The 13502-nt window shown below is 65.5% G+C and carries 10 protein-coding genes; 8 read left to right on the plus strand and 2 right to left on the minus strand.

Translation table 11 applies throughout. The features are described 5' to 3' along the window. Window positions 1–243: 243 nt before the first annotated feature. The gene (locus AWC12_RS08155) at window positions 244–2973 is read right to left on the minus strand and encodes an ATP-binding protein (protein ID WP_207576404.1); all 2730 of its coding nucleotides are present in this window, start codon (window positions 2971–2973) and stop codon (window positions 244–246) included. 333 nt (window positions 2974–3306) lie between these two features. On the opposite strand from AWC12_RS08155, the gene AWC12_RS08160 reads away from it, so the two are divergent. The 7 genes from AWC12_RS08160 to AWC12_RS08190 all read left to right on the plus strand — a co-directional run bounded on the left by AWC12_RS08160 (window position 3307) and on the right by AWC12_RS08190 (window position 10678). Further along, window positions 3307–3867 carry a TetR/AcrR family transcriptional regulator gene (locus AWC12_RS08160; protein ID WP_085173511.1) on the plus strand — a complete coding sequence of 187 codons (561 nt, stop codon included), beginning with the start codon at window positions 3307–3309 and terminating at the stop codon, window positions 3865–3867. A gap of 142 nt (window positions 3868–4009) precedes the next feature. Beyond that, complete coding sequence (locus tag AWC12_RS08165) at window positions 4010–4453, plus strand: nuclear transport factor 2 family protein (protein WP_133057319.1); 444 nt, start codon at window positions 4010–4012, stop codon at window positions 4451–4453. 9 nt (window positions 4454–4462) lie between these two features. Further along, window positions 4463–5104: a sigma-70 family RNA polymerase sigma factor gene (locus AWC12_RS08170; RefSeq protein WP_085173513.1), complete on the plus strand. Its 642-nt coding sequence runs from the start codon at window positions 4463–4465 to the stop codon at window positions 5102–5104. A gap of 30 nt (window positions 5105–5134) precedes the next feature. Next, complete coding sequence (locus AWC12_RS08175) at window positions 5135–6079, plus strand: DUF5996 family protein (protein ID WP_024447746.1); 945 nt, start codon at window positions 5135–5137, stop codon at window positions 6077–6079. Continuing rightward, complete coding sequence (locus AWC12_RS08180) at window positions 6076–7692, plus strand: glutamate synthase-related protein (protein WP_110808595.1); 1617 nt, start codon at window positions 6076–6078, stop codon at window positions 7690–7692. Before AWC12_RS08175 ends, AWC12_RS08180 begins: the two co-directional genes overlap by 4 nt. A gap of 32 nt (window positions 7693–7724) precedes the next feature. Then, a complete protein-coding gene (locus tag AWC12_RS08185; protein ID WP_234813889.1) occupies window positions 7725–9641 on the plus strand; it encodes a thiamine pyrophosphate-dependent enzyme in 1917 nt (638 codons plus the stop codon). A 32-nt stretch (window positions 9642–9673) separates the two neighbouring features. Then, window positions 9674–10678 (plus strand): zinc-dependent alcohol dehydrogenase family protein, encoded by a 1005-nt coding sequence (locus tag AWC12_RS08190; protein WP_085173517.1) that lies wholly within the window; start codon window positions 9674–9676, stop codon window positions 10676–10678. Here AWC12_RS08190 and AWC12_RS08195 read toward each other — a convergent pair. Next, window positions 10675–11619, minus strand: a complete 945-nt coding sequence (locus AWC12_RS08195) for a 2-hydroxyacid dehydrogenase (RefSeq protein ID WP_024447750.1) — start codon at window positions 11617–11619, stop codon at window positions 10675–10677. The genes AWC12_RS08190 and AWC12_RS08195 overlap by 4 nt on opposite strands. A 306-nt stretch (window positions 11620–11925) precedes the next feature. Here AWC12_RS08195 and AWC12_RS08200 point away from each other — a divergent pair, with 306 nt between their 5' ends. Continuing rightward, window positions 11926–13485, plus strand: coding sequence for an ABC transporter substrate-binding protein (locus AWC12_RS08200; RefSeq protein WP_085173521.1), 1560 nt, complete (start codon window positions 11926–11928; stop codon window positions 13483–13485). The last annotated feature ends 17 nt before the right edge of the window (window positions 13486–13502 follow it).

Consider the following 13502-nt stretch of genomic DNA (forward strand, 5'->3'; position numbering starts at 1 on the left):
GTCTCCGAAACGCTGAAGCACAGGGGCTGCCGCTGCCACTGCGCAGGCTGCAAGTCCGAAGACCACTGCCACAACATCGCCGCGGGCTGCAACGTTCCGCGGTAAACCTCGTCTGACCGATTCGATGTGGCGTCCCCACCGGGCGACGAGCGTCCCGGTGGGGAGGAAGCTGCCGAGGTTGCGCACTTTCAGCGCCTCCACCGCGGCTCGGGCTCGACCAGTACCGCCGACCAAATGCGGCGCTCAGGGCAGTTTCAGCTCACGGAGTTGTCTGCGGGAGGTGATGCCCAGTTTCCGGAAGATGTTCCGCAGGTGCGCTTCTATTGTGCGCGGACTCAAGAAGAGCTGTTCACCGACTTCACGGGAGGTGGCCCCGGTCGCCACGAGTCGCGCGATGGTCAGCTCTTGGGCAGTGAGCGCGTCGCTGGGTTGGGAGGTCCGTTTGCGTGCGCGTTCACCAGTGGCGCGTAGCTCGCGGGCGGCGCGGGCGGCGAACGGCTCTGCACCCATCCCGGACAGAAGGGCATGAGCGGTACGCAGCTCGTCGCGCGCCTCGCTACGGCGGCTTTCGCGGCGTAGCCATTCCCCGAAGACGAGGTGGGTGCGGGCGAGAAAGGCGTTCATCCGGCAGTTCTGCAGCCGCTCGATCGCTTCCCGATAGAGCTCTTCTGCTTGCACACCGGCGCTGGTCAGCGCTCGGGAGCGCGCAGCAACACCGAGCGCCCATTCGGTGCCGCTGGCGTTCGCTCTCATGCCGAGCTCGTCCATCGCGCGAGAGGCGGATTCCGTATCACCGGCACGGGTGGCCGCCTCGACGAGCTCGTGCAGCGCCTGCCACCTGATCGCCGGCTCGTAGGTTTCACATGCTTGGGAAGCGGCTTTTTGTGCTGCCGGATAATTACCGCGGCCGTTGTCGAGCACAGCCATCGCACACAGAGACACCGTGGCTTCGATCCCCCGCATGCGTTCTCTCGGCTCGCCGTCACGGATGTCATACCGATCGGCGGCCTCCGACTCAATGCCGCGCCAAGCGCCCAGGTACGTGTGCGCGAAACTCATTGGCACAGCACCCGAAACCTGTGAAATCGCCGCCGCCTCGTCCGCCAACTCGGTGGCGAGCGCGAGCTCGCCGGTGTAGACCCGCGCACATGCCGAGACAAGCAGAGCAGCCGGTAGCGTGGCCAGGGCGCCGGCTTCGCGCGCGAACCGCACGTAGCGGTCGGCCAGCTCGATGGTCAGTTCATCCTCGAACAGTCCGATAGCGGTCCGTGTCGCCAACCACAGCCAGTCCCCGGTGTCGCCGGCTCGGGGGGTCTCGATCGGGAACGCGTGCTTGCGGAACGCCTGAAGAGCTCGCCTGAGGACGGGCGCACCGGCTTCGAATCCATGGGTGTGCGCAGCCACCAACCCGCTGAGCAGCAAATCCGCCGGGCCCGGTTCTCCAGTCGGCGCTGGTGCGGCACCGACAGCTTCGGCGATCTCCGGCAGACCAGGGTCGACACCCGCGCTCCCGGTGATGGTGGCCGCGTCGAAGGCCTGCAGGTAAGTCTCACGAGCCAGCGAAGAGTCCAGGGGAGCCAACATCCGAGCGGCGCCCAAGAGCATCCCCGGCACCTCGCTGCCCTGGGTGAGGTGAAAAGTGATTCGAGCGCGGAGCAGTTCCAGGCGGGCGCGTTGCAACGGGTCCAGTTTTTCGGCATCCAGACCGTCGAGCAGCGCCAGGGCTGCTTCGGGCGCACCGGCACAGTGCTCGGAATAGGCGGCCTCCAACGCACGTCTGGCCCGGCGTGCTGGATCCGGGGTCAGATCGGTGGCTCGCCGGAGAAACGCGGCCGCGGCGCAGAAACCACCGCGGGACAGCGCGCGGTCGGCTGACCGTTCCAGGTCCGCGGCGGCGTCTTCGTCGGTGCCCAACACCGACTGCGCGCGATGCCACGCTCGGCGGTCCGGGTCGGTGTGCGGGTCGGTCGCGGCAGCCAGGACGGCGTGGGCGTGACGGTGCTCCGGTGCCGTGGCGGCACGGTATACCGCCGAGCGCACCAACGGATGGCGGAACCGGACTCGGGTGTCGATCTCAAGCAGCCCTGCGGTTTCTGCAGGCGCGGCCGCTTCGCGGTCGATCCCCATATGATCGGCTGCGCGCCACAGGAGCGTCGCGTCGCCGGTCGGCTCGGAAGCTGCCACCAACAACAGCTGCCGCGTATGCGACGGCAGACTGTTCGAGCGCCGCGCAAAGTTGTCCTCGATTCGGCGCGGGACGCTCACGGCGTCGGGAAGTCCGAAGCCACCAGCCAACTGCAGGCTGCTGGGAAGTTCGAGCAGCGCCAACGGATTACCGCGCGCTTCGGCGACGATACGGTCGCGAACCCCTTCATCGAGTGGGGCGCTCACAGCTGTGTGCAACAACGCCCGAGCGTCCGCCTCCTCAAGCCCTTCCAGACGCAACTCGGGCAATCCTGCCAGCGGGTCACCGGTGCTGTCGCCGGTGTCTCGCACCGCGAACATCAGCACCAGCCGTTCGGCCCCCACCCGCCGCGCGACAAACGAAAGCACTTGCGCGGAAGCCAGATCCAGCCACTGAGCGTCGTCGACGAGGCACAGTATCGGCCCCTCCTCGGCGAGGAGGTTGAGGACGGCCAACCCGACCAGGAACCGATCCGGCGCGGCTCCGGCCCGGTGGCCCAGCGCGACGTCGAGTGCGGCTCGCTGTGGTTCAGGCAGGGTCTCGGTGCGGTCGAGCAGCGACGCGCAGAGCTGGTGCAAGCCGGCGAACGCGAACTGCGTTTCAGCTTCCACACCGACAGACGATTCCACCCGGATCCCCGACGCAAGTGCGGTGTCGCGGGCGTACTGCAGCAGTGCAGATTTCCCGATGCCCGCTTCCCCGCGCACCACGAGCACCCCGCTGCGCCCCGCGGCCGCATCGGCCAGTACTCGGTCGATCGCTTCACGCTCTGCGCCTCGACCCAGCAGACCGCTTTGCTGAGCCCGGGCTCGGGCCGATCCCTCCTCCGCCTGCGCGGGGGGCTGCTCCACAACAGTCACCCTAGGACCTCCGGCGTTCAGACACGCCGAGCCCGCAAAGAATTTGTCGGGTGGACGGTGCGTCTCTCAGTTCGACGACTTCGGCGGTCACGGGCTGGTGTCCTCCTCCGAGGCGACGCCATCAGTGCTGATCACTGACTTTGGCGCTCTGCCGGTGGCGCCGCGCCGACCCTCGAAACGATACGAGACGGTCCACTCGACGTCAATACGGACCGGACCGTATTGCATCGATGAGCGGGTGTCGTCGCCTACGGTTACGGAATGCCTGCCAACCGCAACGAGCAATCGCGACGCGCAATCCTTGACGCGTCCTTCTCGATGATCGGCGAGCTCGGGTACGACAAGATCTCGATCGAGGCGATCGCCAGGCGGGCAGGGGTGTCCAAGCAGACGATTTACCGCTGGTGGCCGTCCAAAGGCGCCGTGATACTGGAAGCTGCAACCGAAAGCCTCAGCACGGTGGTCACTCTCGCCGACACCGGTGACATCGTCGCCGACATCCGGACCCAGCTGACAGCGATCGTCGAATTGATCAACACCACCGGATTCGGACCGGCGTATCGGTGTCTGATTGCTGCCGGCCAGTCCGATGCCGAACTTCTGCGCCATCTCTTCGATCGAATCATCAAACCCAACATCGAGGACTTCGGCGCCCGGGTCACTCTGGCGCAGAAGCGCGGCGAGATGCGCGCCGATGCCGATTGGCAGACGATGCGCGACCTGCTGTACGGGGTCGTCGAGTACCGGCTGATCCATGCGATGCCACTCGAACCGGAATACATCGACGGCGTCCTCGCGATCGTGTTCGGCGGAGTGCGCTGACGGAAAGGCCTTTTGCCCACGCGGTCACCCACGACGGTGACTAGGTAGGTGACTTTCACCGACGCGAAGGTCGCCTCGACGCTGGCAATGTGAGGGCACGGAACGAGACCGTTCCGCCGACTCGCTCAAACGTGCACCGTCGGTGAGCGCGGAAACCAACGGAAAGCCAACAACTGTGGAGGAGATTCCAGCAGGCCTATCGGCGTTCTTGACGGCTCTGGCAGCACGCGACGGCGTACGCGCAGCAGCTCGATTCGCCGAGTACGTGATCCTTGAGAGCCCGATCGACATGGAGCCTGTCGTCGGCCGCGAACAGGTGGCTGAGGCCGTGTCTCAGATCCTCGATGTCCTCGACGTCTACGTAGTCGCGCACGTCATCGCCGGGGACGGATGCTTCGCCGTCGCGACGAACATCACGATCGGCAGCACAGAGCTCGACGGCATGGACCTGATCGGCATCAACGCCGAGGGCAAGGTCGCCTCGCTGGTGATGCATTTGCGACCGATGCCGGCCGTCGTCACCTTGCAGAACCGCCTCGCAGCTGCCAGCGGAGAACCGTTGCTCGTACTCACCGAAGAGCCTTAGGAGGACGCCATGATCAGCGTCGGAAGCGCTCAGCCACAGGACACCACGGGTCACCTCGGCGCGGTATCAGACGAGACCGAGGCCGAATTGGCGGCGCGCTTCGTGCGGGACGTCACACCCCTTCTGAACACGCTTCTCGGTGGGGCCGTTCGCATCACCGCGCAGCGCGCCGATGCTGAGGATCTGGTGCAGGAAACCATGGTGCTGGCATACAAGAACTTTCGAACCTTCCAGCAAGGGACAAATCTGAAAGGGTGGCTGTTTCGCATCCAGGCCAATGCTCACATCAGTGGTTACCGCAGGCGGATTCGCAGGCCCGCAGAGCTGCCTGTTCCCATGAACTTCGACTGGCAGCTGCCACCGGATGCCCGGCGCTCGCCCAGACTCCTGCGCTCAGCCGAGGCGCAGGCGTTGGAGTGGTTGCCCGACGACGGAGTCAGGAACGCTTTGGCCGCATTGTCCGTCGAGTTCCGGATGACGGTGTACTACGCCGATGTGGCAGGCCTCACCTATAAGGAGATCAGCGAGATCATGTGCATACCAATCGGAACCGTCATGTCACGCATCCACCGCGGGCGGTCCCGGCTGCGCAACCTGCTGGCTGATCTGGCCACCGACCGCGGGTACGCCCGAGAACAAGAAGCAGGATAGCTCCACCACCACAACGAAAGGTAGGTTCGAATGACCGACAGCCGGGCCGGTGAGGGTTGGCCGACTCTACTCGTCGATGACTGGGAACCCACGCGAAGGTCGCTGCACATGTGGAGCCAGATCGTCGGCAAGGTGCGAATGGAACACGCGCCGCTGCTCAATCATTGGTGGCAAGTTCCGCTCTACGTGTCGCCGCGAGGATTGACGACGTCGACGATCCCCGTCGGGACAGGGGCGTTCGACATGGAGTTCGACTTCGTCGACCATGCGCTCAAAATGCGGGTGAGTGACGGACGCACGGCAGGCATCGATCTGCATGACTTGTCGGTGGCCGGCTTCTACCACGCGGTGCTTGACACCCTCGGCGGTCTCGGCATACCCGCACGAATCTCTGCGGGGCCCAACGAAGTACACCCCGCGATTCCGTTCGCCGAGGACACCCACACCGGTTACGACCCCGCCGCAGCGAATGCATTCTGGCGACAACTGATCCAAGCCGACCGGGTAATCGGCCGGTTTCGTAGCCATTTCATCGGCAAGGTCAGTCCCGTGCACTTCTTCTGGGGTTCCTTCGACCTCGCATGCACCCGGTTCTCGGGTCGTGGCGCACCCCGGCACCCCGGTGGTGTACCGAACTGCGGTGACTGGGTGATGGAGGAGGGGTACTCGCACGAACTGAGCAGTTGCGGGTTCTGGCCGGGCGGCGCCGCCGAAGGAGCGTTCTACTCCTACGCCTATCCGGAACCGGCCGGGTTTGCCGACGCCGCAGGCATTCCCGATGGCGCTTTCTACGACGCCGGTCTGCGGCAGTACCTGTTGCCATATGAGACGGCCCGCCAAGCGAAGGACCCGGACGCGACGGTGATGCGCTTCCTCGAGTTCACCTACAGTGCCGCAGCCGACCTGATGAACTGGGATCGACACGCCCTTGAGAGCAATCCCGATCGTTGGACGCACAAAGCCTCGTCGCGGTGACCGAGAAGATCCGGGTGGCCTCATTCGATGACCTGGTCTCCGACCGACCGCATGCCGTCACTGCCGGTGGGGTGGACCTGATCCTCATCCGCCGAGGCGGGGACGTGCATGCCCTAAACGGACGGTGCCCGCACCGAGGGGCTCTGATGGGTGACGGACGTGTCGAGGGGCCCCTCGTCGTATGTGGCGTACACGGATGGCGCTATGACATCGCGACGGGCGTGTCGCCGGTGAACCCGGCGGTGGCACTCGCCAAGTTCCCGACCTGGGTGTCGGACGGGGTTGTCTACGTTGACGAATCGTCGGTGACGGAGTTCAAGCGCGCCCATCCGTCGACACACGAGGATGACGGCTATCAGGGCCGCTGGATCACGCCGGCCGATACACCCGAAGAGCCGTTCGTCACGCAGATCCACGAGCTGGCCGCGCACGGCCTGGACAGGGTCGGCCACCACGGGCCGATGGCGGCCATGGGCGTGCCCAGAGATCAGCTGCCGAAGTGGGAGTCGATTCAACTGGTGACCGGTCAACTGGCACAGCTACCGCTGCTTGAGGACGAACCGGTTGCCACGGAGACCGTGATCGGTCCGGCAGCCAAACGTCCGCTGGTGTTGGATATCCCACTGTTCGTCAGCGATATGAGCTTCGGTGCGCTCTCCGAGGAGGCCAAGGTCGCCCTCTCTGCGGGGGCCCGGATGGCCGGCACCGGCATATGTTCAGGCGAAGGCGGCATGCTTCCCGAAGAGCAACAGCACAATTCGCGGTATCTTTACGAGCTCGCCTCGGCCCGCTTCGGATGGAGTTTCGAGCATCTGCAGAAGGTGCAGGCGTTTCACTTCAAGGGCGGTCAGGGCGCCAAGACCGGCACCGGCGGTCATTTACCAGGAAGCAAGGTGACCGGGAAGATCGCTACAGTGCGCGGTCTGTCGGCGGGTTCCGCCGCCATCTCCCCAGCCCGGTTTCCCGATTGGACCTCGCTGGATCAGTTCCGTGATTTCGCCGCGGAGGTCCGGGCGGTGTCCGGAGGAATCCCGGTGGGCTTCAAAATGAGCGCGCAACAGATCGAACGCGATATCGACGCGGCTCTGGAAGTCGGTGTCGACTATCTCATCCTCGACGGCCGCGGCGGCGGAACAGGAGCTGCACCAACCCTGTTCCGCGACAACATCTCCGTGCCGACGATCCCAGCCCTCGCCAGAGCGCGACGGCACCTGACCGCGTCCGGGGTCGACCACGTCACCCTGGCTGTCACCGGCGGGATCCGCACCGCGGCGGACATGGTCAAGGCGCTCGCGCTGGGCGCAGACGCCATCGGCTTGTCCAACTCGGCGCTGCAGGCAATCGGATGCGTGGGCATGCGCGCGTGCAACACCAACGCCTGTCCGGTAGGGATCGCCACTCAGAAGCCCCACCTACGCGACCGGCTGCCCGTGGATCTGGCCGCCCTGCGCCTGCAACGCTTCCTGCACTCCACCGTCGAGCTCATGACAGTCCTGGCCAGGGCGTGTGGACACCGGCGACTCGCCGACTTCAACCTCGACGACCTCGTCACCTTCGACCGCGACTTCGCCCATCTCAGCGGGGTCCCCTACGCAGGAGTGGTGCCGTTGTGACTGCCAATCAGCGAGAAACACAGTGGCACAGGGTGATCGATCCGGACTCGCTCGACGAGGGCGAGGTCATGGTATGCCCCGTCGGCCTGAAGTCCGTAGCACTGACCAAGCTGGGCGGCGAATTCGGCGCCATTGACAACCGCTGCCCCCATCAAGGCGGGCCGCTGGGACAGGGCACTCTCGAGAACGGCAAGATACGGTGCCCCTGGCACGGCTACGATTTCGACCCATTCACGGGTCAAGCCGCAGGCGGACCCGATTTCGACGTCACGACATACCCTGTCGAGGTCCGCGCGGACGGTGTCTACGTCGGCACGCCACCACCTGCATCACCCGTCCGTACGGTCAGCGATGTGTTGATCGAGACGATGATCGATTGGGGAGTCGACACGGTCTTCGGGATGGTCGGGCATTCCAATCTCGGCCTGGCAGAGGCGATGCACCGCGCCGAGACCGAGGGCAAGCTCCGCTATTTCGGTATCCGCCACGAGGGTGCGGCGGCCTTCGCAGCATCGGCGTACGGCAAGCTCACCGGCAAACCCGCTGCGTGCTTCGGCATCGCGGGCCCAGGTTCGACGAACCTGCTGACGGGTCTTTACGACGCGAAGGCAGATCGTGCACCGGTGCTGGCCCTCTCGGGCAACGTGGACTCATCCGTCGCCGGCAAGGGCGCCTTCCAGGACATCGACCTGCTCGCCGCGTTCGCGGACGTCTCAACCTTTTCGGCCATGGTCCGCTCAGGATCCGACCATGCCGAATTGATGGCGATGGCGATCAAGCACGCCGTGCTCGCTCGCGGAGTCGGACACCTCGTGCTGCCCGACGAGGTGCAGGTGCTCGCGGCACCGCCACAACCCGGCTCCGGCCCTGCCGGGCGGATGCCCGACCTCCGCGTCGCCCCGCCCGCCCAGGCGCTCCGAGACGCGCGCGCCCGGATTGCTGTCGCAACTCGGCCGGTCATCGTGGTGGGCGCCGGCGCCAAAGCCGACATGGCACAGATAACTTCGCTCGCCGAGCGGTTGAATGCCCCGATTCTGACCACATTCAAGGCCAAGGGGCAGATCTCCGACAGGCATCCACTGGCCTGCGGCGTGCTGGGCCGCTCCGGAACGCCCGTCGCCTCCTGGATGATGAACAAGGCCGACCTCCTGCTGGTGTTCGGCGCGTCGTTCTCGAACCACAGCGGCATCTCCCCTTTCACGCCCACCGTGCAGGTGGACACGGATCCCTTGATGCTCGGACGGTTTCGGCCGGTGACGGTGCCGGTACTCGGCGACGCGGGCGTCACTGCCCACGCGATGACAGAGGGACTGCGCCTCCACCCAGCGATCGTCGACCAGCGCCCCGAGATCGCCGAACGCTGGGCGGTGTGGCGCACGGAAAAGGCTCGCCGCGCCGCCGCAGACCCGGGCAGCGGGCGGGTGTCCGCCGCAGCCGTCTTCCACGAACTGAACGAGCTCGCGCCCGAGAACGCCGTCATCACAGTGGATGTGGGGAATCACGCCTACTCATTCGGGCGGTACTTCGAACCGACGTCACAGTCAGTCCTCATGTCGGGCTATCTCGGTTCGATCGGCTTCGGGTTCCCGGCTGCACTGGGAGCGTGGGCGGCGGTGCCGGACCGTCCCGTCATCGCCGTCACCGGTGACGGCGGGTTCGGCCAGTATCTCGCCGAAGTCACCACCGCGGTGAAGTACGGCATGAACATCACTCACATCCTGCTGAACAACGGCGAACTCGCCAAGATCAGTGAAGAACAGCGCAGCGCCGAGTACGCGGTCTGGCAGACGTCGCTGCTGAATCCCGACTTCTCGGCACTGGCCCGTGACTGCGGCGCCTTCGGCAAGCGTGTCAGCGATCGTGCCGACCTCGCGACCGCACTGCGAGAAGCGCTCGACCACCCTGGCCCAGCCATGGTCGAGATTCTGACCGACCCCGGATCGCACTGAGCGACAAGCGACCACGACAACGAGGAACCCTAATGACTGATTCGATGAAAGCCGTTGTGCTCAACCGATTCGGCGGGACTGATGCGTTCGAGCTGGCCGACGTCTCGGTGCCGCACGTTGGGCCACGCCAGGTTCGGGTGCGCATCCACGCCACCGCCATCAACCCACTCGACTATCAGATTCGTCGCGGCGACTACGCCGATCTTGTGCCGCTGCCTGCGATCATCGGGCACGACATCTCGGGTGTGGTCGAGGAGGTCGGATTTCATGTGACCGAGTTCCGCGCAGGCGACGCCGTGTATTACACGCCTCAGATCTTCGGCGGCCCGGGCTCTTACGCCGAGCAGCACGTCGCCGACGTTGACCTGGTCGGCCGAAAGCCCGAGAATCTCAGCCACCTGGAGGCGGCGAGCCTGACCCTTGTCGGCGGAACGGTCTGGGAGTCCCTTGTGACACGAGCTCAGCTCACCGTCGGCGAGTCGATCCTTATCCATGGCGGCGCGGGCGGCGTCGGCACGATCGCAGTCCAGGTCGCCAAAGCATTGGGCGCCCAGGTGATCACCACTGCGAGAGCCGGGGATCATGATTTCGTGCGCTCACTCGGCGCGGACGTGGTGATCGACTACGCCTCGACGGACTACGTCGACACCGTCGCGGAGGTGACCCGCGGCAAAGGGGTCGACGTCGTCTTCGACACCATCGGAGGCGACACACTCACGCGAAGCCCGCTGATACTCAGCGACGGCGGACGCGTCGTCAGCATCGTCGACATTGCACAGCCGCAGAATCTCATCGAGGCGTGGGGCCGCAACGCCGCCTATCATTTTGTGTTCACACGACAGAACCGAGGAAAACTGGACGCCCTCACCACCCTGGTCGAGCGTGGCCTTGTGAAGCCGGTGATCGGCGCGACCCTTCCGCTCGCCCGGGTGGGCGATGCTCACGAAGTCCTGGAGAACAGGCGCGCTTACGCGCTGCGCGGCAAGGTCGCGATCGACGTGGCCGGTGGCACCGTGGAGATCCCGCCGCGCACCTAGACCGGCGTGACGAGCTTTCCCGTCGCGAGGAAGCTGTCGAGGTTGCGCAGTGTCAACGCCTCCATCGCGGCCCGGGTCTGCTCGGTACCGCTCGCCACATGGGGTAGAAGCACGACATTATTCAGGGCGAACAGCTCCTCGGGCACCTTCGGCTCGTCGGCGAACACGTCGAGGCCCGCACCGGCGAGCTTGCCGTTCAACAGGGCGTCGACCAGTGCATCCTGGTCGACGACGCTGCCGCGGGCGATGTTGATCAGATAGCCACGAGGTCCGAGCTCCTCGATGACCTCGCGGCTCACCAGCCCGCGCGTGCCTTCACCGCCGGCCGCGGCGACGACAAGTACGTCCACGTTCGATGCGAGATCCAGCGGCGATGCCTCGTAGAGGTACGGCGAGTCCGCGATCGCGTGGCGGTTGTGGTAGCTGATACGGCAGCCAAAGGCACTGAGCCGCAGTGCGATTGCTTTACCGATGCGACCCAGGCCGATGATGCCCACCCGGGTGTTGCTGACCTGCCGGGTCAAGGGGTAGTTGCCGTCCACCGGCCAGCGGCCGGCCCGGACGTAGCGATCGGAGGCCGAGAACTGCCGCAGGGTGTCGATCATCAGCCCGACGGCGGTGTCGGCCACGCAGTCTGTCAGGACGTCGGGGGTATTGCTCACCCCGACGCCCCGAGTCTCAGCGGCCGCGACATCCGTGGTGTCGTAGCCGACGCCGAAGTTGATCACCGCGCCCAGATTCGGCAGCGCAATCATCAGGTCAGCGTCCACCCCCGTGCGCCCCGAGGTCACGGCGGCCGTGAACTCCGCACCGCGGCGGGTCAGAAAGTCGGCGCGCTCGGCGGCCGAATCAGGCAGCACCGCAGCCGCGTAGTCCTCGGCAAGCGTGCGCTCCAGCGACGGCTTCAACGGTCCGACCTGCAACACGGCGTGAGTTCCCACGATCCTCACGGTACGGCGAGCTGGGGATACCGGTCCACGTCCGAAATAGCATGGACTTATACCCAACGCGCATAGCTGCGCCTGCACGGGCGGCGGCACAGCATCACTGCGTTGACAGATCGCGCAAAACCGCTGTTCAAAGGGCATTTTGCAGAACCCGAATCTGCCGCGCCGAAGCCCTCCATGGGCGTGAAAACGGTGTTTAGCCGGGGTTGACGCTCCTTCTCGGACGCTCTTACCGTGTGGTTGCCATCACAGCCCGCATCTACATACGTGGACGTCACTACCCATAGCCCGGGAGGACCGATGAACTCCAGCACCAGGCGCCTGAGCGCTCTGGCCTTCGCAGCGGTCACCGTCGCGGCCAGCGGCTGCACCGTCGCCAACACCGGCAGCGGCGGCTACGACCCCAACACACTGCGCATCGTGCTTCCTCAGGAGCCCCCCACGCTGGAACCCTGCGAGGGCTCGCTCACCTCCACCGGCATCGTGACGCGCTCCAACATCACAGAGCCACTGGCCGAGCGCGATTCCAACACTGGCGAGCTGCTGCCGCTGCTGGCCACCGGGTGGGAGCAGACCTCGCCGACGGAATGGACCTTCACGCTGCGCGACGGCGTGACCTTCTCCGACGGTGCGCCGTTCACGTCAGCTGACGCCGCCTTCTCCATTGATCGGGCCGTGAACTCCGATCTGCAGTGCAACGTCGACGGTTACGTCTTCGGCGACGAGGTGCTGAGCCTGCAAACACCCGATCAGCGCACCGTCGTCGTCGGCACCACGAAGCCTGATCCGATTCTGCCCCTGCGGATTTCGTTCGTGGAGATGGTGCCCGTGACCACCAGCATGACGGAGAAGGTCCGCGAACCCATCGGCACCGGCCCCTATGCGATCGAGCGCTGGGACTACGGCCAGAAGCTCACACTGGCGCGCAACCCCACCTACTGGGGGCCGGCTCCGGCCTTCGCGAAGGCCGAGTACCAGTGGCGCAGCGAGGGAAGCGTGCGGGCGGCAATGCTCACCAACGACGAGGTCGACATCGCGACCGGACTCGGACCAGAGGACGGTGCGGGTGATCTGGGCGTGCCGTTCCAGAACAACGAGACCACCGCGCTGCGGATCACCGGTACCGAGGCGCCGCTGAACGATATGCGCGTGCGCCAGGCCATCAACTACTCGGTCAATCGCACCGGCATCGTCAAGGCGTTGTTCCGAGGACTCGGAGAGCCTGCAGCGCAACTGATCCCCGAAGGCGTCGTCGGCTACAACTCGGAGCTACCGCTGTGGCCCCACGACCCCGACAAGGCCCGTCAGCTCGTCGACGAGGCGCGTGCCGACGGTGTTCCCGTCGATCGGGAGATCCGGCTTATCGGCCGCAACAGTCAGTTCCCTGGCGTCACGGAGACGGTCGAGGTGATCCAGAGCGAGCTGGCCAATGCCGGGCTGAACGTCAAGATCGAGATGATGGACACCGCAGCGCAGCTCGAGTATCAGCTGCGCCCGTTTCCGGCCAATGCCGGACCGTTCATCGCTTTGATCCAGCACGGTAACCAAGCCGGCGATGCCGCATTCTCCGTCGACCAGTACATGAAGAGCGAAGGCGCGCAAAGTTCGTTCGGAACACCAGCTTTCGATGCTCAAATCGATGCAGCGGGCGAGCTCACCGGGGAGGCGCGCCAGCAGGCATACGCACAGATCTTCGCCGACGAGCCGCAGAAGATCATGCAGTTCGCCTACATCGCCCACATGCGCGGCATCCTCGGCAAGTCGGCCCGCGTCGACTACACCCCGAATCCGGCCACCGGCGACGAGATGCTGCTGGCCACCATGACACCGGCGTCCGCCGACCGCACCGACCAGTCCTGACTGCCGACGTTATAGAA

The sequence above is a fragment of the Mycolicibacterium iranicum genome (assembly GCF_002101705.1).
Taxonomy (GTDB): Bacteria; Actinomycetota; Actinomycetes; order Mycobacteriales; family Mycobacteriaceae; genus Mycobacterium; species Mycobacterium iranicum.